This is a genomic window from Roseofilum sp. Guam (assembly GCF_017746735.1).
Classification (GTDB): domain Bacteria; phylum Cyanobacteriota; class Cyanobacteriia; order Cyanobacteriales; family Desertifilaceae; genus Roseofilum; species Roseofilum reptotaenium.
This window is the reverse complement of sequence record NZ_JAGHZN010000035.1, coordinates 24420-49840: the sequence shown is the minus strand read 5'-3', so window position 1 is coordinate 49840 and position 25421 is coordinate 24420. Positions and strand designations below refer to the sequence as shown.

Here is a 25421-nt window from a genome sequence, read left to right as displayed (position 1 = left end):
CAAACTCATGGTTTTATCACAAAAGAAACGAGAGGGACTAATTCTCCACTATTTTAGCAATAACTTTTAGCTTCTTCAACCCAATCCAGAATCTTTTGAAAATCAAAGTTATCCACTAACTCTTGCAAATAGTTAGCGATTTTCTGCTGTTCATTTCCTAATTGGTTGATTGCTTCATCCATCTCATCAGGCATCCCCATCATTACTGCATATTCTAACTTTTCCAGCCATTGGATCGAAAGGGTGGCTAGATCTTGCTTGGTTAAAACATCTGGATGATATGGGATGAATTCTTGTGGTTCCTGATAAATGAATTGAACGCCCAAATACTGTTCTAAAATTTTGCTAATCTCAACAGGCAGGAACGGTTTAGCAATGATATGATCGCAGCCAGCAACCAGGACCGCTTCTCTCTGATGATCGAAGGCACTAGCCGTGATGGCAACGATCAGAGGAGGATTATCTTGTGCCTGTTCTTTAATAACCTTGGTCGCTTGTTCTCCGTTCATATTGGGCATCCGAATATCCATAAAAATGAGATGAGGTTGCCAAGTTTTCCATCTGTTTATTGCATCTTCTCCATCCAGAGCTTCCTGTACTTCAAACCCCCAATCTTCTAGGAGAGAAACTAACAAAAGTCGATTGCTTTGATGATCGTCAGCGACTAAAATCCGGAATTTAGACTGATCGGCAGCTAACTGTATAACCTGCGTTGAGGAGAGGGAATCAGGCGTTGGCAGATCGACTATGTCCTGAAGATTGAGTTCAAACTGAAACTGAGCGCCCTTACCGAGATCGCTTTCAACTGTTAACGTTGAGCCAAGCATCTGTACAAATTTTTGACTGAGGGCTAACCCTAAACCTGTTCCTTCTTGACTATGACGACCACTTTCTGTTTGCACAAAGGGTTGAAACAGGTGTTCGAGTTCCTCAGGGGCAATTCCCACGCCTGTATCAGTAACGGTGAATTGAATTTGTTGAGCAGAGATTTTGTTTACGGTCAAACTCACTAACCCCATAGAAGTGAATTTGATGGCATTATTGAGCAGATTCACTAAAATTTGCTTTAATTTTATCCCATCCGTTTGAATCACTACAGGAACATCGGGGGCTAGATTAATAGAGAAGTGTAAGTTTTTGGATGTGGCTTTCAAGTCAAACAGAATACGGATTTCTTCAATGAGGTGATGAAGATTGACAGAACTCATGTCTAAGGTTAAACGTCCAGCTTCAATTTTGGAGAAATCGAGAATTTGATTAATCAGACTGAGTAAATAGGTTCCACTTTGGTTAATCAGGTGCAGATAGTGGCGGTCTTCTTTGCTGAGGTGGGGGCTATTTTGTAAGAGGGCAGGATAACCAAGAATGGCGTTGAGGGGGGTACGCAATTCGTGACTCATATTGGCAATGAATTCACTTTTGGCTTGGTTTGCTTTTTCGGCTGCTTGTTTGGCGTTTTCGAGTTCTTTATTGGTGTGATGGAGTTCTCTGGTGCGATCGCTCACTTGTTGTTCTAGGATTTGGTTATAATGTTTGAGCAGGTCTTCGGCTTGTTTGCGATCGCTGATATCTTGAAAGAGGTTAATCGCATAGATCACCTCTCCCTCTAGGTTGTGAATGGGAGCAGCGTGGACTTCTAGGGGAACTCTCACCCCATCGATTCTCAGTTCTAAGTCGTCGGCGTGGGCTTGTTCTCCCTGAATGGCAAGCACTAGAGGCAGTTGCTCTAAAGGATAGAGCATTGAAGTTCCTGCTTGATAAACCTGGTAGGCTTGGTTGATCTGATCGAGGGAAGCCTCTGGAGTCTTTCCTCGTAAAATCTCTTCGCCTTTGGGATTAATTAAAATCAGTTTTCCTTGGGGATTAAAGACCACCACACCCAAGGGTAAGCTGTTAATAATCAGGGTAAGTTCATGTTCTTTTTCAGCAATAGTACGAAAAGAAGTTTTCAGTTGCTGCTGCATCTGACTAAAGCTATCCGTCAAGCGATGAACCACACCAATACCTGTTATCATCACAGGAGTCTCTAGATTTCCGGAGGCAATTTGTTGGCTACTGTTGTGTAAGCGAACGAGAGGATAGATAATCCAATGGGCGGTGACTAAACCGAAACCAACGGATAGAACGAGAGCTAAGATACATAGGGCAATAGTTCGGTTGATATTCGCTTGAATTTGGCCCATAAATTCAGTTTCAGGCACAATCATCCCAAACTGCCAATCCTTGGGCAGTTCGAGACTAAAGAGATTACCTTGAATATTTTTCTCTTGCTCTGAAATCGTCAGTTCTGCGAGGTAAACGATATACTTTTGTGGGTTTTCTCCTGATGGGGTGAGGGTTAAGTGACGATAGATAGACTGTCCCGGCTGAATCGGACTATGCTGTTCCAAATCTGCTCCCACAGCCGCTACAATCGGATCGCTACTCTGGCTGGGAGCGACTCGCTTAAAGATTTGCGTCGGTTTTGATTCGGTCGTATCTACGGTGACTTGAAAGGGGGGATCGGGGGTGGAACTGGCGATCAGATTTCCTTGGCGATCAAGGATGATCATCCGACACCCCTCACAGATGGGTAGAGATTGAAGAAATTGTTGCAGGCCTTTTAAACTTAAGTTAACGGAAAATACACCCCTGAGTGCTTGGTTTTCGCTGTAGAAGGGGGCATAAGCATTAATGGCAAGTACGGGATCTTTTCCGATCTGAAAGGGTTCTGTCCAACCGGGGGCGCGATCGCTCTGTGCTGCTTTGTACCACGGTCGCTCCTGTACAGGGAAAGGATACAATACTTCTAGGTTTTCTTGGCGATCGCCTTCCTCACTAATAAAATCGACAATAAATTCATTCAGTTTCTCTGGGTTAGAATATCCCAATTCCACCCTTCCTGGTTGAATCGTGCTGCGGTGAACCACACGAAACTGTCCTTCGGGTAACCCTAACATTAAGGTGGTGACTGAGGGAAATTGGTTTAATTGCACCAAGAAGTGTTGCACAATCTCTTCTAGGTTATCGAGATCGAGTTGATTGTACTTGAGAGCATCTCTATTGATTCGGTTAATTTGGAATAAGGTCGAGAGTTCACTTAAGAGATAGAGCTTAACTTTGGAGGCTCGATCTTCCATTAATTCTTCAGCCAGATGATCGATACTCTTTTGGGCACTCTGATAGGATAAATAACCCACTAATCCAACGGTAACTACCAATTGCAGAACAAACGGCAAAATTAACACCGCTCGTAAAGGCAGCCGTTGCAGCAATTGAGACCAGCGATTATACGGGAACATCATAAACTAAGGTGAGATAGTTGGCTATCAATGCAGATGAGTAAGCTGGTAATCTATATCGACCAATATACAGATAGATAACCTAGCTTCCTATCTGCAATCGGTGTAATTATCTTATCATTTTGTCCTAGAGCTATTGGAGAACTTTTCTTAAAGCTTCTTTCGGATTTGGATGTTGAAATTCAAACCCAGAATCTAAGGTTTTTTTCGGCAATACCTTTTGTCCTTCTAGTACTACTTGTGCCCCATCTCCCAAGAGAGCATCTAAAACAAAACTGGGTACAGGTAACCAACTGGGTCGATTCAGGATATTGCCCATAATTGAGGCCAGATCGTTCATACGAATTGGGTTGGGAGCAGTGGCATTAAATGTACCTTGCATTTGCGGTTGACGCAGGGCAAACAGGATTAAATTAACCAGATCGTCAATATGTATCCACGAGAACCACTGTTGGCCGCTACCAATGGGCCCCCCCGCAAACATTTTAAAGGGGGGAATCATTTTGGCGATCGCCCCCCCATCTCCCATCACAATCCCAAATCGTAAGATGACAGACCTTACTCCATACTCACTTACCGCTTGGGCACTCTGTTCCCATTCCACACACAATTGTGCTAAAAAATCATCTCCAGCAGGGGAACTTTCATCAAACTCGGCGGTTTCACTGGTTCCGTAATATCCGATTGCTGAAGTATTCACCAATACTTGAGGTTTCGGGTCAGCCGCAGCGATCGCTTCGATAATTTTTTCAGTTCCCAGAATCCGACTATCGCGCAAGATTTGCTTACGTTCTGCTGTCCATCGTTCTTCAGCAATGGGTGCGCCGGCTAAATTAACGACTCCATTACATCCAGAGATTTGACGCTGCCATTCTCCCCCTGTGGTCACAGAATAACCGACGATTTCAACCCCAGAGGGCCATATGCGTTTTGCCTTATCCGGATTACGAGTCAAAACTAAAACTTGCTCTTTTTCGGCAATTAACTGTTGTACTAAGGCTCGACCAACAAATCCGGTTGCCCCTGTAACTGCTATTTTCATGGGATTGAATGTACACTTAATAACATTTGATCATGTTCCAGTTTAGTTATTGTAGTTCAATCCGCGCGATTCTTGAAGGCATAGGCAGAATAAAGACCCCTAAAATTACGTGATTTTCAGGCGATCAATTTAGGGATAAGTTGGAAAGGCGGGCAAAAAGTTTGGGACTAAATTTAAAGAAGAGACAAAGTTGAGGAAAGGTTAAAAACCGTAAAATAGCGGAAGACAGAGGTACATCTACCGCTTAAAATAGGTATTATTCAATCTAAATTCCTGAATCAATTTCAGTCAATTTCAGTTTGTACGAGAGGAGTGAGATATCAAAAATCTACAAATGCAGGGGACTCAACCTTATGAACTCTACACTTAAAATTCATCCAATTTCGATTTTATGTTTATTAACGGCGATCGCCGGACTCTGCTGGCTTGTGCCCATCGATCCGCCAGCAGTAGAGTCTAATTCTTCTTCTACTCCCATAACCTATTTATCATGGGGCCAGTGAGCTGGGGATAGGGAGATGGGGAGATACGGGGACACGGAGAAGCTTATTCCCTATTCCCTATTCCCTATTCCCTATTTTCCCTAAGCAGAGGCAACCTGACTAGAGGTAATGGCGCTCATCTGTCCAGCATCAACCAAAGCTTGATAAATCATGGCTGCGGTTTCAGCGCGGGTTGCTTCATCATTGGGTCGCAAGCGATTGACATTGGGATAATTCACCACTAATAGCTTTTGTAAGGCTCTGGAGATTGCCCCTTGTGCATAGCTAGGAATCTGATCCTGATCTTCAAAAATACTCAACATATTCGAGTCAGCAACTCCCAAATCTAAACCATTCACCAGAGAAACCAACACATCCGAGCGCTTAATGTTAGCACTCGGATTAAACGTATCGGCAGAAACTCCCGATAAAAAGCCCGCTCGATAGGCCTGTTGAATGGCATCAGCAGCCCAAAAATCCGCTGGCACATCCTTAAAATTGACTCGATCGCGTTTGGGTTGGGGATTAAACACTTTCACCAATAAAGCTGCATATTGAGCGCGATTAATGGAACTATCGGGCCGGAATGTACCATCTTGAAATCCGCTAATTAAATCTTGCTCTAATAACCCGGTAACAAAAGGCCCTGACCAATGACCGACCAAATCGGCAAAGGCATCGGAGGTATTGGACGGACTGGCTGTTCCAGGAACGATATAACGAGAATTAATGGGATCGGCATCTCCAGTCGCCACTAAAGACTGATAGAGAATAGCTGCCATTTCTGCACGGGTGATATCTCGTCGAGGATTCAGTAATCCCAGATCGGGATAATTGACAATCATCCCTTTCACCGTCGCAGTGGTCACTTTGGTGATGGCATAATTGGGAATAGAGGTGCGATCGCGGAAAACGAACAAAGCGCTACTATCGCCACCGGTTAACTCTAAGCCACTAATTAACGCTACGATCGCTTCTGTGCGGGTTAAATTCCGGCTTGGCCGAAATGTACCATCCGGATAACCCGATAAAAAGCCCATTTGGGAGGTTTTGGCGATCGCTGCTGCCCCCCAAAACCGACTGGAAATATCCAAAAACCCGATCGCCGGTCGTTTCAAGGGCACATTAAATGCTTTCGCCAATAAAGCCGCATACTCTGCTCGAGTCAGATTATTATTGGGGCGGAATGTACCATCCGGGAATCCACTAATCACCCCTTTACTGACTAACGTTTCAATAAACTCTTGTGCCCAATGTCCCGCTACATCCCGTAGTTGTACGGGTGTAGGAGTTGGAGTGGGTGTAGGAGTTGGGGTGGGTGTAGGAGTCGGGGTGGGTGTTGGAGTCGGCCCGGGTGTAGGAGTAGGAGTAGGAGTTGGGGTGGGGGTAGGTGTAGGAGTAGGAGTCGGGCTTGGGGTCGGTGGCGGTGTAATCACCTCACTGGCAATAAAGTCAATTAACCCTTTCACCCGATTGGGATTGAGTTGATTTCCGGCAGAAACCAACGTCGTTGTTGTGGCATTTTGCACATCATATCCCCCATTCCCCTGAAAGATATTACCCCCAGGATCTTGAGCGCTACCCAAATCAGGAACGGATTGGGAAATCACCGTTAAACCATCTTCACTATTATTTTCAATCACGTTTTGCCGCAAAACCGGACGCGATCGATTAGATGCTACAATCCCCGCCCGATTATTACTGAGGCGATTACTAATAATTACGGGGGCTGCATCATCACTGACCGCAATTCCATAACCCGTTTGGTCGCAGACATTACTGCGAATTTCTCCCTTAGAATTTTTTGCCATGGAAATGCCATTAGCATCATTCAATTGGAATACATTACCCTCAATTAAGGGGTTCGCGCTCCCTGTCGCAAAAACACCTTCGCGCTTAGAGCGAGTAAAGGTATTATTGGCAATAACTGGAGCGGCTGATTCAATCCACACAGCAGTCCCACGGCTAAGGGGATTCGTTACCGTCACCCCTCGTAATTGGGAATTGGTATTGAGTCTCAGGGTAATATTTTGTCCAGCAAATGTGGGGCTAATATAACTGCCGCCACCATCAATCGTCATTCCTTGCCCTTTATTGCTTTCACTACCAACAATAGTCACGCCAGAAGGAACAGTCAGAGGAAAAACTTCGCCACTCGATGTATTGTAAGTCCCCGTAGCCAGTTGAATCGTGGTGCCAGAGGGTACATTTTGCAGAGCGCGACTAATGGTTTTGAATGGAGCAGCAGTCGATGCACCAGAATTGCCATCATTGCCCGTTGCGGGATTGACATACAGAATGCTCATGGTGTCAGGTAAAAGAGTAGAGTTAAGGGATACAGACCACCCTATCCAGGGATGATCTAGGGTTAACATGGCCATTCTACAGGGGCGATCGCGCTTTAGGGTTGGGGAATGGCAATCCTAAAGCCAGTTGATGAATGTGAACCATCTAAACTGAAATTCAACATGGTGACTACCGTTATTTGTTTCAATTTACTGATTTCTGCTTTTTGTCTGTGGTTGGCTTGGCGCATTGGGCGACTGAGGAAGCGATTGGCGCGGATTGCGGATGTTTTGGTTATGGCAGAAAAGCGCACCGATCGCGTTCTCTTTCATGCTCCCAATCAAATTATCCGAGGACAACAGGGAAGTCGGTGGGTACGACAACGTTATGCTCTGGTTGCCCAACAATGGGCGCAGGTGGAAAAACTGTTAGCCATTTTAAGTTTAGTTCTAGGAGTTTGGCGAAGACGCTCTAGACATCAGCGCTAGTTTCGGTAAGATATGGGGTAAGAATGAGCGTACTCGGGCTTGCATCCCAAGTTATGCACAGTAATAGCTCGTGGAAAGCGGTGTAGTCTGATGAGGATACTGGCAAGGATATGTCTAAAAATCAATCAGGACAGTTTATTGGGGGTTTGTTGTTGGGAACAGCAGTGGGAGTTGTGACGGGAATTTTAATGGCTCCCCGTAGCGGACAACAGACTCGGAAGATTTTGAAAAAGTCGGTCGCGGCATTACCCGATTTAGCGGAAGATATCTCTACAAGCGTTCAATTTCAAGCGGATCGCCTAGGGGCATCGACTAAAGATACCTGGGAGGATACTCTGACTCGAGTGCGAGAGGCGATCGCTGCTGGAGTCGAAGCGGGTTTGCGCGAGCAAGAAAATCCCTCAATGGCTTCTCGTCCTTTGCACAGTGAAGAACAGAGTGTAGATCCCGATACAGATCAGTCTTTGACTGAGGAGTTTAATTCTTCAGAAGGCTCAACTTATAATAATTCTCTGGATTTACAATAGGTTGAGATTGATTTAAGTTGTTGTATAACAACCGCCAAGGATAAAGCCCGGTTTTCTTGCATTCCCCATTGCCTATTGCCTATTCCCCATTCCCTATTCCCTATTCCCTTTTTTAATTCGTGATCGACCCCCTATTTTGGTTAGGATTATCTATTCTTTTGGTCGCGGTTAGCTTAACCGCCGTGTTGGTTGTGCTAGTTCCCACGGTTAAAGAATTAGCTAGAGCCGCCCGTTCTGCGGAAAAATTGTTTGATACCCTGAGCCGGGAACTCCCACCAACCTTAGAATCCATCCGCTTAACAGGGATAGAAATTAGTGACCTGACGGATGATGTGTCCCAGGGCGTTCAACGAGCTTCACAAGTCGCGAAACAGCTTGATCAGAGTATAGAGACCGCCCGCGAACAAGCTAAGGGGGTACAAGTGACCACCAAAAGTGTATTCACCGGCCTAAGAGTGGCTTGGAAACGATTTCAACAACCCAAAAGCTCTAGTAAAACAGATGCGCTCGCTAACTCAGATCGCCCCTCTCTTCCCGTAACAGACAATCAACACTACGGAAGCACTCGACGCAAACTCCCCCGGCGATCGGTCTCTCCCCTCATGCCCACAGACAAAGATAATTAACAATTAATAATTATTCTCATCTCCCTATCTCCTAGTCCCCTCACTCCCCACTCCTTTCTAAGATAAAAATCTAGTCAAAAATGTGAAGATTTGTTAAGATAATCTCACAAAACGTTCGGCTATTCCCACAACTGACCATTGCACGAGGGGTTAAGGATGAAAAAAACACATAAAAAAATATATTGGCAAACCTGTTTAGCTGGAATTCTAGCGCTTTTGGTTTGGGCGATCGCTCCAGCCGCCCATGCCTACAACAACCCAGAACTCTTACCCGACCTACCCACACCTATCATTGACCTAGGCCGCAACCTCACCGACACCCAAGAAAGCAACCTAGCTGACGACCTCACCCAATTTGAACAACAAACCGGCTGGAAACTGAGAGTCTTAACCCAATTCGATCAAACTCCCGGCCGCGCCGTCAAAGACTTCTGGGGACTCAACGATAAAAGCGTTCTCCTGATCGCCGATGCTAGAGGAGGAAACATCCTCAACTTCAGCGTTGGTGATGATGTCTATAGCCTGCTACCCCGCACCTTCTGGATCGAACTCCAAACTCGCTACGGTAACCAATTCTTTGTCCGCGAAAACGGCTCCGACCAATCCATCATTCAATCCCTAGAATCTATTAAAACCTGTCTCATTCAAGGCGGATGCAACGTTGTCCCCGGACTGCCCAGAGAACAATGGATTCTCACCCTAATCACCTCTCTCGTCGGTGGCACAATCTTCGGCTTTGCTGCCATTCCTCGCCAAAATGGGCAAATCTTTGCCTGGCAATGGGCCCTAATCTTCTCTCCCCTATGGGGCATTCTATTTATTGCCTTCGGTATTGGCCCCGTTGTTTCTCGCACCAGTGAATGGTTACCCCTGGTTCGCAACATCATTGGATTTGCCCTAGGGGCCTTAGTTGCCTACCTCTCTCCCAGCTTTAACCAATCCGAAATCTCAGAAACCTAAACCAGAGTTGCCCAAACTGGTAAGCTAATACCGTAAGCATTCAGTGGTCAGTTCAGGGTAAACTCTACCCTACCCCTCTGAATACTCACTAGCTCACCTAAATCTTGGCTTGCTACTCGAATATGGAATGGCACATCACAGACGCTCTCAGTTTAGGAATCATTGACCGTGAAGTGGGTTCTCACCCTTTTTCACCAGCAGAATACGAAATTGTCCGTCGAGTGATCTACTCCACTGCCGATTTTGAGTACAAGTCCCTAATTCGCTTTTCTGACCAATCTCTTCAATCTGGGGCAGCGGCTTTAGCTGCCCGCACTACAATTGTGGTTGATGTTCCCATGGTACAAGTGGGCATTGCCAAATTAATTCAGGAGACTTTTGCCAATCCAGTCTATTGCAGCATGGAGACCCTCACCCGTCCCCAAAAGGAAAAAACCCAAGTGGCTTGGGGCGTGGAAACCTTAGCAAGACGATACCCAGAAGGGATATTTGTAATTGGTGAATCTCACACAGCTCTGGCTGCCTTAGTGGAATTAGTGGAAACAGAAGTGATTAAACCCGCTTTAATTGTGGGCGCACCAGCAGGTTTTGTGGAAGCAGATGTTACGAAGGGCCGCTTAAACGATTCTCAAGTTCCCCATATTCGCATTGAGGGACGTAAAGGGAGCGCGGTAGTTGCTTCAGCAATTATGAATGGGCTAGTAGACTTGGCGTGGCAAGCCTACGGGCAAGAGGTATAGTTGTTTTAATTTTGCGATTTGTTCTCGTCCAAGTCAATGTAGAGTCGGGCGAGTATAGATTTATTAAGTTGAAGATTTTTTATCAAGATCTAAACATTGTTATTGACATTTGAAAAGAAGGATTCACAGTGATCGCCACCTGTACAGATTAACAAAAGTTGCCAAGACCCACATTATGCTCTGAGATTTTAAGAGTTTTAGCAGATGTCTACTGAAAATAGAGCTAAAATGGAATGTTAAGGCGTGCCCTGACTCTTACAGCTTACATACTTCAGTACGAGAGGAACAGTAACACTGCCATGCAGTGGGTGGACAGGGAACCAGGATGCGAAGAACCCGACAGGTGGACATTAAAAGTAGTCATCCTTTAAAGAGTGTGTAATAACTCATCGGCGGAGTCCCTGGTGTCCCTGAGCAAACACATTATGCTGTAAGTAACTTGCACGCCTTTCATGATCGCAGGGTATGATAACGAAGATTTAACTCTTGTTGATGTTCAACCATGCCGATTGATTTCCGTAACCTCAATATGCTCGCTGCTTCGATTTTGGTGGAAACCTTAGAGCGTTTGGGCTTAACTACGGTAATCATTTGTCCGGGATCTCGTTCAACTCCCTTAACGGTTGCGTTTGCTGCTCAAACCGGGATCGAAGCAATACCCATATTAGATGAGCGTTCGGCAGCGTTCTTTGCCTTGGGACAGGGGAAAAAATCAGGATTACCGACAGCTTTAATCTGTACTTCGGGGACAGCAGCGGCTAATTTTTATCCGGCTGTCATTGAAGCAGCAGAAAGTCGAGTTCCTCTACTGTTGTTCACCACCGATCGCCCTCCGGAATTGCGTCAAACCCATGCCGGGCAGACCATTGACCAAGTGAAGCTCTACGGAAATTATCCCACTTGGCAAACCGAATTGTGTTTACCACATGTGGATCATTTAACTTATCTGCGCCAGGCGATCGCCTATGGATGGGAACGTACCTTAAGTCCGATTCCTGGCCCCGTCCATGTTAATATTCCCTTTCGAGAACCCTTAGCGCCTACTCTGCAACTGGATTTAGGTATTCGTGAAGAACAATTCGATCGCGATAGCTTCTTTGGGTTTTTAAATCCCCATTCTCCCTCGGTATCGAGTATCGAAATCATGCCAGAAGTGGTGAAAACTTGGTGTAATTCTTTGTGCTCTTCCCGTGGCATCATTATTGCAGGAGTCGCTGCCCCCCACAAACCAGAAGCTTATGTAGAGGCGATCGCCCATTTAGCCAAAACCCTCAACTTTCCTGTCCTGGCAGAAGGATTATCCCCCGTTCGCAATTATGCCCATCTGAATCCTTATATTATCTCCACCTACGATCTGATACTACGCAATCCTGGAATTGCCCAAGAATTAGCCCCCGATGTGGTGATTCAAATTGGCGATTTCCCAACCAGTAAAGCATTAAGAAAATGGCTCAAGGGATGTAATCCGCGTCAGTGGATTATCGATCCAAGCTATCAGAATCTCGATCCGCTGCACAACAAAACTCAATTTTGGCGCTGTTCTATTGAACAATTATCCCATTTTCTGCCAGAGCAACCCTCTGAAGCAAATCCCTATTTAGAGCGCTGGTGTGCCTTAGAGCATTGGGGGCGATCGCACTTAGATCGACTCTTAGACAATATTGAAGATTTATTTGAACCCAAAGCCGCTTGGTTACTTTCTCAAGTTCTGCCTGAACAGACTCCTATTTTCATTTCTAACAGTATGCCGGTGCGAGATGTGGAATGGTTTTGGACTCCCAACTCCTTAAAAGGGCATCCCTATTTTAATCGTGGAGCCAATGGTATTGATGGCATTCTCTCCACTGCCTTAGGAATTGCCCATCGCCATCAGCAACCCAGCGTTTTACTCACAGGAGATTTAGCCCTCTTGCATGATACCAATGGCTTCCTGGTGCGTCGCCATTTCCAAGGTCATTTAACGATTATTGTCATGAACAACAATGGGGGCGGAATTTTTGAGAATTTACCGATTTCCCAATATAATCCCCCCTTTGAAGAATTCTTTGGTACGCCTCAATCCATTAACTTTGCCCACTTATGCCAGACTTACGAGATTGAGCATCATCGAGTTGAAACTTGGGATGGGTTTGAGTATTATGTGTCCCGATTACCAGCTCAGGGCATTCGTGTCTTGGAAATTGCCTGCGATCGCCATTTGGATGCTCAATGGCGTAAGCAAATATTCACAGATTTACACCTTCAAGCTTAGGGGAAACTCAAAACCGGGTTTTTTAAATGTTGCGATCGCTCTATTCCTCTACAGGCAGTTTAAACTTAGAGTATTGATCCACCCAATTTCAGATCCTAGAGTAGACCTGAACGCATACAGGGTCTAAACCATTAGCGTCCCTTCAACAAGATTATGCTCAATCGGAATTCTTCATCTCCCAAGGTTTATCATAATGTGATCGAATTATTAGTCACTGAAGAGGTTCAAGAACAACTCAAGAAAGTTCCTCATAATTTGCAGCCCTACATTGAGCCAGTTGAGGTGGCAACCTATGCTCTCAATCGTTTACCTGCATTATACGCTTCGAGTGAAGAGGGCCAAAAGCGGCAATTAAAATATGCTCGCCAACAGTTACAGGAGCAAATTACCCTCGCTGTGCGCCAAGGTATTATGGCGGTTCAACGCGATCCGATTAGGAATTCTACCCCCCTTTCTTGGATCAGTGACGATCGCTTGGAAGCGGCTCAACGGGCCTTGGAGGCATTACGATTAGTTTTAAATCGCCCCGATTTGTCTTGGGAGACCTTAGTTCCTGTCGTGCGTCAGGCTTTGTATAAGGCGGCTCGGAAACAGAAACACTAATGGGTTAGAAAAAAATGAGGGAGAGGCGCAAAAGCGAGATTAGGGTATGGAGCGATCGCTTCAGTGATAGGTTCGATTATCGCCCTGGGTCAGACTCAGGTTAAGATCGGTTTGGCTCAAAAGTAGCAAATCATGACTGAACAACAAACGGTTCCTTACGGCTATTATGCGGCGAAGGAAGCCTACAGTACCTTAGACTGGCGACTGGGCAATGTTCTTGAAGAGGTTCCCGTTGCTCCTTCGACCTTTTGGGATCGCCAAATTCAATATAATCAGCTCGATCTGCATCCGATGTCCTGCACTCTATTTGCTGCCGCTGGGGCAATTTCGGATTTAACCGGGTATCGATTTAGTCTGGCTGAGTTTGGGCAATTGATTCAAGAAGCCCGACGCTACGGGTTTTCCGATACTCAGGGATGGTATATTAATCAGGCGGTGGACTTGTTACGTCGATGGTGGAATAACCGTCGAGAAGCCCTTGTTTCTTATCGAATCGATATGACCGGCGTGCAACTTGGTTCAGTTCTGGGTAAAGGCTATAGTGTGGTCACTGGTTATCGAGGGAGTGCCCAATATAATGCGGATTTTAATGCCGATGGATTTTTGGATCAAACCTCATTTAGCGATCGCACCTATGGTCATGCAGTGCGGATGACCCAAGACCGCAAAAATCCCAGTTATGCCAGGGTGATGATCGATAATTATTATGGAGTCCAACGGTTTAATAACTATCGTGTCAGAGTTGCCGATATCGGCCCTCTGGTAGAAAACGGTGTGTTTTATTATTCTGGCTATATGTTTGCAACGGAGAAGAAGCGTATGTTTAGAGATGTATTTCCGGATGGTAGAAGTCGATGGTACTATGACGCTTTGGAATGGGCAGTCAAAGAAAACCTGATTAGTGGTTACCAAGATGGAACCTTTCGACCCAATCAATTGGTCACCCGAGCAGAAATGGTGGTGATGCTCAAGCGACTCTATGACAAAATTTCCAGAGAGCAATAGACGCACTGGTCAAAAGCCAAAAGGCAATGGAAGACAACCCAGTTAATCCATGAACCTGATGCTAGTCATTTCTATACCTAGAACCCAAATTCTTAAAATAAGCTGAAGCTAGGGTTTGAAGATCGAACCCTTTTTTGATCCAGAAAGAAATAGTATTATTGCCAACGTTTATCGCGAAAAAAACTACGGAAAGACATTAAAAAAAAACGGGGATCATTGCCAGGATAGGGTTTGCAGTTTTTGAAAAAATCGGTTATGGTGTCGACAATGGAACCCAATTTAGCTAGAGTCTATAGGACTTAAACCTGTTATGGCAGAAGTCTTGACCAATTGTGAGGAGATATAATGCATATTTTTTGGAGAGCTATTCAAATAACGGGTATAAGTCTGACTACTGTCCTAGTCATAGTGGGCTTACTCCAGTGGGAGAAGTGGGCATGGTCTGCCAGCGACACAAAAACAATGGCCCAAGATCAACCCCAAGAAGAAGATCGAGCTTCCAGTTATACAACTTCCAGCAATATAAGTAGTTCAGTAGAGTCTAAATCAACAGCGAATTGGGTAGCTACCAAAACCAATCCCCAAACGGGGTCGCTCCTTCCTCCCCATTTACATGAAAACTGGAGTGAGGTAGCATTAAATCCCTCTAAGGAAACTCAAGTTCGAGACTTGGAATACTGTGTAATTAGCATGGCCCAATTGTCTACAAACAAGTCTCCGTTATATGTGCTATCTAGTCCAAGAAAAGATGGGGCGATCGTGGGAGAATTAGAAACCGGACGATGGCTCAGTATTATGAATGCGACTGACCAATGGTTTGAAATTATTGATCCCACCAAAGGCTGGGTACACCGATCAGATGTTGATAGTAGTTGTAATGAAAAAGTAGAGCGGGTAAACCTAGGGTCACATCAATCTTCAATACGGATTAAAGACCGTATGGTTGGAGTAGGAGTCCACCGCTATATCGTCCATCTGCCCCCTGGAAAAACTTTAAATTTGAAAAACTTAGAAGGGACGATCCCCAGAGTAGTCGATCCTCGTGGGGAACTTTTGACTCAATCCTGGGAGACCTCTGAGGAGGGTTTTCCAGAGTGGATCGTACAGCCGATGGAATCGGCAGACTACACGATCGAAGTGGTCTCCCATGATTCTGAGTTAGAGTATTCCTTCTCGGTGGAAATCACTCCCCTTCAGGAATATGCTCAGATACTCAGTCGTTGATAGACTTGATCCAGGTTTCTCAGATGCTGATGGGGGTCGAAGCAAGCGTTAATCTCTTCTGGAGAAAGGGATTGAGTGACCTGGGGATGTTGACTAATTAGAGTCCGAAAGTCTCCCTCTGGATTATTCCAGGCTTGGTGGGCACTTTCTTGGACAATTTTATAGGCTTCTTCGCGCTGTAGACCTTTTTCTACGAGGGCTAAGAGGACTCGTTGGGAGAAGATTACCCCGCCATAAACGTTCATGTTACGCTTCATGTTTTCAGGGTAGACTAAGAGACCTTTCACCAGGTTGATGATTTCACGCATCATAAAGTGAGTCAAAATACAAGTATCTGGGAGAACAACCCGCTCTACGGAACTGTGGGAAATATCGCGCTCGTGCCACAGGGCCACGTTTTCTAAGCTGGCGATCGCATGGCCTCGGATAATTCTGGCTAAACCGGTGAGCCGTTCTGAGCGAATGGGATTGCGTTTATGGGGCATGGCAGAAGACCCCTTTTGCCCTTTCGCAAAGTATTCTTCTACTTCTAGAACATCGGTGCGCTGGAGGTTGCGAATTTCGACGGCAAACCGTTCAATGGAGGCGGTCAGCAGGGCCAGGGTTTGCAAATATTCCGCATGGCGATCGCGGGAAATGACTTGAGTTGAGGCACAATCGGGTTGTAATCCCAACTTTTGACACGCTAACTCTTCTACTTTGGGGTCAATATTGGCATAAGTTCCCACTGCGCCAGAAATTTTACCAACGGCAATTTGGGACTGGAGACGACAAAGGCGATCGCGATGACGCAGAACTTCCGCTAACCATCCCGCTAACTTAAAGCCAAATGTCATGGGTTCGGCATGAATTCCATGCGATCGCCCCACCATTACCGTATCTCGATGTTGGCCGGCTTGATAGCGAATTGCTTGCACCAATTCTTCTACCTGATGTTGGATCAAATCCAAACTAGCCACCATTTGCAGGGCCAAAGCCGTATCCAAGACATCTGAACTGGTTAATCCCAAATGGATATAGCGCCCAGCATCCCCTACATACTCATTGACATTGGTCAAAAAGGCAATCACATCATGACGGACTTCAGCTTCTATTTCTAGCACTCTGTTGAGATCAAATTTGGCTTTCGCTTTGATCTCTTCCACGGCCTGGGCTGGAATATAACCGAGTTCAGCTTGCGCTTCGCAGACCGCAATTTCAACTTGTAACCAAGTCTTTAGCTTAAAGTCATCCGTCCAAATTTCGCCCATTTCGGGCAGAGTATAACGCTCAATCACAGCTTGTGTAGCAGAAGTACAACCGACCTATTTTACCCTTGAAGGGCCGTTTGTGATGATCCGGTTGAATGGATGTGCTAACTTTAAGGACAAGATTGATCCATCTGTCAACCTTGTGGCTTTGTTTCTCCTTCTCTACTTCTCCCCAATCCTCTAAATGGTTTGGCAAGCAACGTCTCAATATCTCAAACGCCTTCCCTTACGCCTGGTTTTAGTCGTTCCTTTTGTCGTGCAAATCTGCGCCACGGTGGGATTAGTCGGTTATCTGTCCTATCGCACTGGACAGGAAGCGGTACAAGATTTAGCCGATCAATTAATGACGGAAATTGGCGATCGCGTCGATAGTCATTTGCGCGTCCATCTTGAGCTACCCCATCTCATCAATCAAACGAATGCCGAAGCCATTCGCTTAAACATTCTTGATCTCAATTTCCCAAGACTCCTGGAGCGGCAATTTTGGCAACAAACTCAAGTCTTTGATTCCGTCACTTTTATCTATTTTGGCAATCCTAGAGGCGGTCTAATCTTTTCCGGGAAAGGAGACAATGGTCAGTCGATGATCCGCGTAACTGAAAACTTAGTGAGCGGCAATTATTATAAATATTCCGTCGATAGCAAAGGCGATCGGAAAGAGCTTTTAGAGACTACCACTTATGATGCTAGAGAGCGTCCTTGGTTTAAAGCTGCACAACAGGCTAAAAAGCCAGTTTGGAGTGACATTTATTCGTTTGTCTCAACCCAAAGTTTAGGGTTGACAGCCAGTCAGCCGGTTTATGATAACCAGGGTGACTTTCAAGGCGTTTTAGGCGTTGATTTATCCTTATCTACTATTAGTCAATTCCTGCAAGACTTAAATATCGGTCAATCGGGACAAATTTTTATCATGGAGCGCAATGGAGAATTAGTCGCTTCGTCCAATCCAGAGCAAGTCCTTTTCGTCTCCCAATCTAAAGAACAAATTAGAGCCAAGGAAAGTGAGGACATAATCATCAAAAATACCGCACTTTTTCTCGAAGAGGAATTTGGCAATCTTTACAACATCGATCGGCCCCAAAAGCTCGAATTCGATCGAGACAACAATCCCAAATTTCTACAGGTTTCCCCCCTTAAAGATGCCTATGGCTTAGATTGGCTAATTGTAGTCGTTGTGCCAGAATCTGATTTCATGGGCCAGATTCACGACAATACAAAAAATACGATTGTTTTATGCGCGATCGCTTTACTGATAGCCGTTATTATTGGTATATTAACTGCTCGCTGGGTCACCTATCCCATTTTTGCCTTAAATCGTTCCGCCCAAGCCCTTGCTGCTGGCAATTGGGACTCTCCAGAATTACCCGATCGCTCTGATGAATTAGGACAACTCGCTCTTTCTTTTCATACTATGGCTGAGGAGCTAATTAAAACCTTCTCTATTCTAGACCAAAATAATAAGGAACTAGAACAGCGTGTTGAAGAAAGAACCGTATCATTGACTACTGCTGAAGCCGAGTTGAGAGGCTTATTTGAAGCGATGACTGAACTTATTTTAGTCTTTAATCGCCAGGGAGATTATGAAAAAATAATTTCCGGCAGTGATGATTTTTTGATACATAGTAGGGAGGTTTTACTCAACCAAAATATTCGGGAGTTTATGGAGCCAGAATTAGTCAATTGGCACTTAGAAAAAATTTCTAAAGTCCTGGAAACAGGAAAAACCCATCGAGTGGAATATCAGATGGTCGTTCGAGGAAAGCAACGCTGGTTTGCGGCTAATGTTTCTCCAGTTTCCGATCAATCTGTGATCTGGGTTGTTCGAGACATAACTCCCCAAAAAGAAGCTCAAGTAGCCTTGGAAAATGCTCTAGCTTTGCAGAAAGCAGTCTTAGAATCTATTGCTGATGGCGTGATAGCGGTTGATCAGTCGGATCGAATTATTGCTTATAATAATCAATTTATCAAAATGTGGAAAATCCCCCCGGAACTTTTAGCCTCTCAAAATGTGCAAGAACAACGCAATTTTTTGGCGCAGCAAGTGGAAGATCCGGTGGCATTCCTCAAACGTCAACGAGAAATGGTTGAGAATCCAAAAGCCGAAGGTACGGGCATTATTCCGTTTAAGGATGGTCGAGTTTTTGAGCAATTTTCTCGTCCTCAGAAAGTTGGCAATCAAATTATGGGACGGGTGTGGGGGTTTCGAGATGTTACGGAGCGCAAGCAAGCAGAAGAAGCCCTCAGACAGGAAAAAGAGCGGTCAGAAAAGCTACTATTGAATATTTTACCCGAGGCGATCGCCGATCAGTTAAAACAAGATCAAAGCTCTTTAGCGGAAGATTTTGAATCGGTGACGATTTTATTTGCTGATATTGTTGGATTTACGCCTTTAGCTGCTCAAGTTCAACCCATTCAACTGGTGGATATGCTCAATCAAGTCTTTTCAACTTTTGACCAACTGACGGAAACCTATGGGCTGGAAAAAATTAAAACCATTGGTGATGCGTATATGGTAGCGGGAGGATTGCCCGATCCCATGCCCAATCACTTGGATGTTATGGCTAGGATGGCCTTATCCATGCAAGCGTATATGGGGCAATTTTACACGCCCATGGGGGATAATTTCCAAATCCGGATTGGGATGCATACGGGTTCGGTGATTGCGGGGGTGATTGGGAAAAAGAAATTTATCTATGATTTATGGGGAGATACGGTGAATGTGGCTTCTCGTATGGAGTCGTCTGGAGAACCTGGTAAAATCCAAGTGACTGAAGTGGTTTATGAAGTTTTAAAAGAGCAATATATTTTAGAGAAACGGGGTAAAATCCGGGTTAAAGGAAAAGGGGAAATGGATACTTACTGGTTGGTTTCGCGTAAACCGACGTTCAGATAATGAAGTCGTACTCTTAAGAAAAGCGTCTCATTCCCTTTGTAAAATAAGCTAAACAAAAAGTAGTGAGTCCAGCCATCCCCATAACGTTGAAGGGTCTATTCAATAATAAAAGGATCATGCCGAGTAGTAGAATGCTACTGAATATATATCGACGTTTGAGGAACATGGTTAAACTCACCTTAATTTAATGGACTAACCGAGTAAAGCATCAAATTCAGCTTTTAAGGCTTTGACATCCGCTAGTCTAGCTACCAGTAGGTTATCATTACCTGCCCGATCTAAGCGCTCTTTCCAATGCTGAATCCCTTCCGCGTTGTTCATCCAGTAATGGATAACGGTATCGACAACTTCATCCAATTCCCAACCCCTAGAGGGAGGAACGGGTTCGACAGATTGCAGAAATGCGTCCAGGGTACATTCATAAGTTGCAACATACTCAGCGCCTTTGCGAGGATCTTCTATAGCTCTCTCTTGTTGATGATTGAAGAAATGTAAGATGGGTGAAACCCCCAAAATGTTAAAGGTATAATTCACCGACTCTCCTCCTGAATCTTAGGGTGCGATCGCGCTTCAATAGCGGATAGACTTGACTATAATCGGCGATCGCCTGGTGTTAAGTAACTGATTGTACGAATTTTGGATCGATCTTGCCACTTTATGTTAAGATCCATAAAATATAACTTTTGGAGAGGTGGCAGAGTGGTTGAATGCGGCACACTCGAAATGTGTTAACAGTTAATAGCTGTTCGGGGGTTCGAATCCCTTCCTCTCCGTCTTCTTTCTCATAACCATTGTTGATCCCTTAGAGCTAGGCGCTATGATTGATTCGTTGCTTTATGAACTGAATCATTCCCGTGTCGTCAAAATTAGCACACAACTCAAGCATAGTGTTACAAAAAACATGGTATTGAGAGTCTTCTGATTGCAATCGCTTCACCTCAGTTTCTACAACTTCAATATCTCCAATTTTCAAAGCGTTTAAGATAGCTTCTAATTGCTCTTCCTCGGGATAAATCAGCTCTTGAGATTCATCGGATTCAAAAACTTCAACCTCTTCATAAATCCACTTGAGATTCAGATGCCTTTGCAGACAAATGAACAATTTATCCATATTCACAGGTTTATCCAGAAAATCATTACATCCAGCAGCAAACGCCAAACTTCGATCCGCTAATGATACACTGGCACTAGAAGCAATAATCGGTAACTCTTGGGAATAAGAATTACGAATGGATCGTGCCAACTCATATCCATCCATCCCTGGCATCACAATATCTGTGATTGCTAAATCTGGTTGAAACGCTTCGAGTTCTACTAAACCGGCTTTTCCATTATCCGCTTCGGCAATTATAAATCCCAAAGGCTTCAAAACTTCAGCAACAACTGAACGATTCACCGCTTTATCATCAACAATTAAAATTTTCTTGCATTCATGATCATAGGCTTCATAGCCAATAATCTTACCTTTTTCTGAGACAACAGCCACATTAACCCATTCCGTAGAGCGAGGCAAATTAACTGCAAATTCAAACCGACTCCCTTGTCCTAACTGACTACTAACTTCAATTTGTCCCCCCATCATTTCCACAATTTGCTTACAAATCGTCAGCCCTAATCCTGTTCCTTCTGAACGTCGAGAACTTGAACCTACTTGCTCAAACGGTTGAAAGATTTTCTGCAATTGTTCTGGAGTCATACCTACCCCAGTATCTTGAATTATAAAACGGATAGTAGCCATTGAGTCATCCTTATCTCTCGCATAGATTACAGAAAACGTAATCCCTCCTTCGTCAGTAAACTTGATCGCATTTCCTAATAAATTAAGCAATACTTGACGCAGGCGTTTTTCATCCGCAACAATTCCAGTTGGTAAATCTTCGCTGGGATTGAAACTTAACACAATACCTTTATTTTCCGCTCGAACTCTGGCAATTTCAGCAACTCCAGTAAGGAAGGAGATGAAATGAAAACCTTTGGGAAACAATTCCATTTTTCGTGCTTCAATTTTAGACAAGTCCAGGATATCATTGATTAGAGTTAATAAGTGAGAACCAGCTTGCTCAATAACTTCAATTCCCTTACGATGCTCATTTAAATCTTTGGCGCGATACATAATTTGGGCATAACCGAGAATTCCATTTAAGGGAGTTCTAAGTTCATGACTCATATTGGCCAAGAATTCACTTTTGGCTTGGTTGGCTGCATCAGCTTCTTCTTTAGCTGCTGCAAGTTCCGCCGTCCGTTCCTGCACTCGTTGTTCGAGCTGTCTGAACGAAGATTGCAGTTGATTTGCCATCCGATTAAAAGCTTGAGATAGAGTGTCTATTTCAATGATTCTTTCTCTGGGAACGTGTTGATTAAAATCCCCTTTAGACATAGATTCTGAGGATTCAGCAAGCCGCAAAATAGGATAAGAAATCCAACGGGAAGTATAGATTCCCAGAAGAGTGGCAATTACGAGAGCAGCGAAACAAAGTCCAATTGTGATCCGAGTATTCGCTCGAATCTGATCCATAAAATCTTGTTCTGGAACCACCGTAACAATCAGCCAATCTAAACCCTTATCATCTTTATAAGGTAGTACACCAACAAAATTCAAGTTTCCGTTCTCTTTAAAACTGAGTTCTTTTTCAGTTTGTAGCGTTTCCAAATTGGGAAAAGTATTCATGAGATATTGAACGGTTTGCTGCATTAGCGGATCGCTCACTTCTGCCGCTTCTAGGCGTATGGGATCTTCATTTTCATCATCAGGATGGGGTCGAAATGGGTCTTCTCCAGAGGAGCTGGCAACCAAAAGTCCATTGCGTTCAAAAATCAAAGCTTTTCCAGTTTTGCCAATTTTCAAATTTTCTAAGAAGTCGGTGATGTGCCAAAGACTTAAACTCGCAGAAAAATAGCTTTGGAATTGTCCATCTTCGTTATAAAATGCTTGACGAGCAGCTAAACGATAATCGCCATCATTAGAAATTGATATATTTCGCCATTGAGAAGTCTTTTTCCCAGAGTTTTTCAGGCTAATATACCAGGGTCGTTTGCGATGATCGTATTTCGGATTAGGAGATTTAGGTCTCAAATAATTTCCATCAATATCAGCATAGTATTTAAGGGTTCCTTTTCCTTCTGGATTCCACAGACTGACGGCATAGCTTCCATCTTCTTGACGCACAATATTCATGTAATTAGGTTGTTCAGTTCCCATCCCGACTCGACTAATATCAGGAAACTGTTTGAGTTGCTCAAAAATAAATTGCGTCAAAATTTGATTATCAGCAATATCTCCAGTGAGTAGACCTAACTGGAGTGCATTAATATTAGTTTGGTTGAATTCATGGGGAAGCTGTAAATAAGTCTCAATCTGTTGTTCAATGTGCTGATCGACTTCTTTGAGTAATTGTTTGACTATATCATTGATGGACTTTTGCCCATTCCGCACAGAAAAATAACCAGTTAATCCTACAGCGGCAAAAATTTGAAGGAGAAAAGGAATGATGAGAACCAGGCGTAACGATAGCAATCGGAAGTTCCTTGTAGTCATCATATTTTTCCTCAGATAGGCAAAAGACAGGATCGAGTATTACTGTTTGAACCGCTATGTTAACATACCTCGATTAGTGATTTGCCCTAAATGGAACCGCTGACTTCATCCAATGAAGTCCATTCCAGAGTATCCCCCAATTGTTCCCCCGTGTGGTAGGCAGCCAGGAGAATTTCTGAAGTTTTTCCCCAGGCAATTTGACCAGTTTTATCAATACCGATCGCACCTAAATCCCGTTTATTAGCTTTGGATTCGGTCATGGTTTTTTCAAAAGCAGCCCCTAAGGACAGTCCATCAGTGACGCGCACTACAATGCGAGCCGCAATACATTCATTAATAATATCTTCGCCAATACCTGTACAACTAATTCCAGCATCAGAGGTGGCATAATTGCCGGCAGGCATGGCAGAATCACTAACACGCCCAATATATTCAAATCCTTTGCCACCGGTGGAGGTTCCAGCGGCAATTTTTCCTTGGTTATCGAGGGCAACTACACCAATCGTTCCAGTCCCCGGAGCAGGACTAGCCAGCACATTCGCCATACTACGGCTAAAGTTATCTTTACGGTCTTGTAACCATTCATTTAAGCGCAAATCCGTTAGGGGATTATGAATGGGGAGTTGTAATTCTCGCACCAATTCCATGGCTCCGACATCGGAGAGAATGCGATCGCTTTTGTCTTGCAGAACTTTAGCTAAATCAACGGGATTTTTGACCCGCGAAACGTTGATTACACCGCTAAAGGTTTGCGTTTCTCCCTCCATCAGGGAGGCACTCATGCGAATTTGACCATCTGATTGCAAGACGGAACCGGTTCCAGCATTGTAACGGGGATCGTCTTCGAGCAGACGACAACCTTGAATCACGGCTTCTAAGGCAGGCGTGCCCGCTTCTAAAGTGGCGTATACTTGTTTGAGAATTTCATAAAGGGATTGGCGGACGGCTTGAACGCCTCCTTTTCCTTGTAGGGAACTGCCTGCACCTCCATGAATGATCAGTTTGGGTTGGTGAGTGGAATTAGTCATAAGTCAATGAGGATAGTATAGGGAGATAGAGGGATGGGGAGATAGGGGGATGGGGAAATAGGGGGAATAACATTCAGAGTTCTTTAATTTTGTCCGTCCCCGCTTCTGGTGTCTCCGCCTCTGGAGCATTTCTCCATTCCCCACTCTACCGCTTAACACTCTGGCGATCGCGGCGACAGCGTTCGGAACAGTATTTGACCTCATCCCAACATTTAGCCCATTTCTTGCGCCAAGTAAAGGGGCGATGACAAACTGGGCAGATTTTGGTTGGCAGATCGGATTTTAATCGTTGGCGAGCCATGGTAAGTTGACAGTAAAGTTTTTTTTATTCATTGTAGGGATAACTTAGCCTTGTGTATTAACGGATGAACGATCGCCCCAATCTATCAGCGATTAAAATTGTTTTAGTCGAGCCATCTGGCCCCTTAAATGTGGGATCGATCGCCCGTATCATGAAAAATATGGGCTTAAGTCAATTGGTGTTAGTTAATCCTCAATGCGATCTTCAGAGTCCAGAAGCCAAACAAATGGCAGTTCATGCTCAGGAAATCTTGAGTTCTGCCCAGGTGGTGGATTCTCTACCCGAAGCCTTGCAGAATTGTCAAAAAGTGGCAGCGACGATGGGACGCACCATCAGTTTACCAACAGCACTGGAAACCCCCAATACTTTAGTTCCTTGGCTTCTTAGTGGTGAAAGCGCCCTCATATTTGGCCGAGAAGACCGGGGGTTAACGAATGAAGAGCTGAATTTAGCACAACGTTTTGTGCAAATTCCCTCTCATCCCGTCTATCCTTCTCTGAATTTAGCTCAATCGGTCGCCATTTGCTGCTATGAACTGTATCGGTGTACCCTGGAAACGCAGACAGAAGAGGTTAATTCTAGCGCGTCCAATCTTGCCTCACGGCAGGTTCTAGAAGCCTATTACGATCACTTAGAATCTCTGTTATTGGAGATTGGTTATTTGTATCCCCATACCGCTAATCGACGGATGGAAAAACTGAAACGGTTTTATAATCGTGCTTATCCGACAGAAGCAGACGTGGCGATGCTCCGGGGAATACTCTCTCAGGTACAATGGGCGATCTCCAACGCTTCCCCATCCAAGGGTTCATCGTAGAATAATCAAAGCACAGAAATCTTGCGATCGGAGGCGAAACTAACCCACTCGATTCGAGGTCTGAGTCAGTAAAGTCTGCAAC

Annotated in this window: 19 protein-coding genes and 1 tRNA gene; 12 read left to right on the top strand and 8 right to left on the bottom strand. The window is 44.6% G+C overall.

All coding sequences use genetic code 11. The features are described from left to right. Positions 1-53: 53 nt before the first annotated feature. The 3 genes from J7529_RS14980 to J7529_RS14970 form a co-directional block, all read right to left on the bottom strand. Positions 54-3284: an ATP-binding protein gene (locus J7529_RS14980; protein ID WP_318729639.1), complete on the bottom strand. Its 3231-nt coding sequence runs from the start codon at positions 3282-3284 to the stop codon at positions 54-56. A 130-nt stretch (positions 3285-3414) separates the two neighbouring features. Continuing rightward, entirely contained in the window at positions 3415-4323 is a 909-nt protein-coding gene (locus J7529_RS14975) for a TIGR01777 family oxidoreductase (RefSeq protein ID WP_318729638.1), read from the bottom strand. 583 nt (positions 4324-4906) lie between these two features. Continuing rightward, positions 4907-7111: an S-layer homology domain-containing protein gene (locus J7529_RS14970; protein ID WP_318729637.1), complete on the bottom strand. Its 2205-nt coding sequence runs from the start codon at positions 7109-7111 to the stop codon at positions 4907-4909. 162 nt (positions 7112-7273) lie between these two features. On the opposite strand from J7529_RS14970, the gene J7529_RS14965 reads away from it, so the two are divergent. The 9 genes from J7529_RS14965 (at position 7274) to J7529_RS14925 (ending at position 15515) form a co-directional block, all read left to right on the top strand. Then, positions 7274-7579, top strand: a complete 306-nt coding sequence (locus tag J7529_RS14965; RefSeq protein ID WP_271937217.1) for a hypothetical protein — start codon at positions 7274-7276, stop codon at positions 7577-7579. Positions 7580-7689: 110 nt separating this feature from the next. Beyond that, positions 7690-8106 carry a YtxH domain-containing protein gene (locus J7529_RS14960; protein ID WP_271937218.1) on the top strand — a complete coding sequence of 139 codons (417 nt, stop codon included), beginning with the start codon at positions 7690-7692 and terminating at the stop codon, positions 8104-8106. Positions 8107-8225: 119 nt separating this feature from the next. Further along, complete coding sequence (locus J7529_RS14955) at positions 8226-8732, top strand: DUF948 domain-containing protein (RefSeq protein WP_318729636.1); 507 nt, start codon at positions 8226-8228, stop codon at positions 8730-8732. Positions 8733-8888: 156 nt separating this feature from the next. Next, positions 8889-9692 (top strand): TPM domain-containing protein, encoded by an 804-nt coding sequence (locus J7529_RS14950; RefSeq protein ID WP_318729635.1) that lies wholly within the window; start codon positions 8889-8891, stop codon positions 9690-9692. A gap of 122 nt (positions 9693-9814) precedes the next feature. Then, positions 9815-10432, top strand: a complete 618-nt coding sequence (locus J7529_RS14945; protein WP_271937224.1) for a precorrin-8X methylmutase — start codon at positions 9815-9817, stop codon at positions 10430-10432. Between the two features lie 502 nt (positions 10433-10934). Then, complete coding sequence (gene menD, locus J7529_RS14940; protein ID WP_318729634.1) at positions 10935-12683, top strand: 2-succinyl-5-enolpyruvyl-6-hydroxy-3-cyclohexene-1-carboxylic-acid synthase; 1749 nt, start codon at positions 10935-10937, stop codon at positions 12681-12683. Between the two features lie 153 nt (positions 12684-12836). After that, complete coding sequence (locus tag J7529_RS14935; RefSeq protein ID WP_271937226.1) at positions 12837-13286, top strand: late competence development ComFB family protein; 450 nt, start codon at positions 12837-12839, stop codon at positions 13284-13286. A 132-nt stretch (positions 13287-13418) separates the two neighbouring features. Next, positions 13419-14291 (top strand): S-layer homology domain-containing protein, encoded by an 873-nt coding sequence (locus J7529_RS14930; RefSeq protein ID WP_318729632.1) that lies wholly within the window; start codon positions 13419-13421, stop codon positions 14289-14291. Between the two features lie 462 nt (positions 14292-14753). Continuing rightward, entirely contained in the window at positions 14754-15515 is a 762-nt protein-coding gene (locus tag J7529_RS14925) for a hypothetical protein (protein WP_318729630.1), read from the top strand. Here the strand turns inward: J7529_RS14925 and purB are convergent. Beyond that, the gene (gene purB, locus J7529_RS14920) at positions 15497-16792 is read right to left on the bottom strand and encodes an adenylosuccinate lyase (RefSeq protein WP_318729628.1); all 1296 of its coding nucleotides are present in this window, start codon (positions 16790-16792) and stop codon (positions 15497-15499) included. The genes J7529_RS14925 and purB overlap by 19 nt on opposite strands. Positions 16793-16949: 157 nt before the next feature. Here purB and J7529_RS14915 point away from each other — a divergent pair, with 157 nt between their 5' ends. After that, positions 16950-19658: an adenylate/guanylate cyclase domain-containing protein gene (locus J7529_RS14915; RefSeq protein ID WP_318729627.1), complete on the top strand. Its 2709-nt coding sequence runs from the start codon at positions 16950-16952 to the stop codon at positions 19656-19658. A gap of 192 nt (positions 19659-19850) precedes the next feature. Here J7529_RS14915 and J7529_RS14910 read toward each other — a convergent pair whose 3' ends face one another. After that, positions 19851-20192, bottom strand: a complete 342-nt coding sequence (locus J7529_RS14910) for a hypothetical protein (RefSeq protein WP_271937234.1) — start codon at positions 20190-20192, stop codon at positions 19851-19853. A gap of 151 nt (positions 20193-20343) precedes the next feature. Here J7529_RS14910 and J7529_RS14905 point away from each other — a divergent pair. Further along, a tRNA-Ser gene (locus J7529_RS14905) sits at positions 20344-20431 on the top strand. Positions 20432-20466: 35 nt separating this feature from the next. Here J7529_RS14905 and J7529_RS14900 read toward each other — a convergent pair. The 3 genes from J7529_RS14900 to J7529_RS14890 all read right to left on the bottom strand — a co-directional run bounded on the left by J7529_RS14900 (position 20467) and on the right by J7529_RS14890 (position 24522). Then, on the bottom strand, positions 20467-23196 hold the full coding sequence (locus tag J7529_RS14900) for an ATP-binding protein (protein WP_318729626.1): 2730 nt from the start codon (positions 23194-23196) through the stop codon (positions 20467-20469). A gap of 83 nt (positions 23197-23279) precedes the next feature. Then, on the bottom strand, positions 23280-24221 hold the full coding sequence (locus J7529_RS14895; RefSeq protein ID WP_318729624.1) for an isoaspartyl peptidase/L-asparaginase: 942 nt from the start codon (positions 24219-24221) through the stop codon (positions 23280-23282). A 145-nt stretch (positions 24222-24366) separates the two neighbouring features. Continuing rightward, positions 24367-24522 carry a DUF2256 domain-containing protein gene (locus J7529_RS14890; RefSeq protein WP_271937241.1) on the bottom strand — a complete coding sequence of 52 codons (156 nt, stop codon included), beginning with the start codon at positions 24520-24522 and terminating at the stop codon, positions 24367-24369. A 64-nt stretch (positions 24523-24586) separates the two neighbouring features. Between J7529_RS14890 and J7529_RS14885 the strand changes: the two genes are divergently transcribed. After that, positions 24587-25339: an RNA methyltransferase gene (locus J7529_RS14885; protein WP_318729623.1), complete on the top strand. Its 753-nt coding sequence runs from the start codon at positions 24587-24589 to the stop codon at positions 25337-25339. Positions 25340-25421 lie beyond the last annotated feature (82 nt).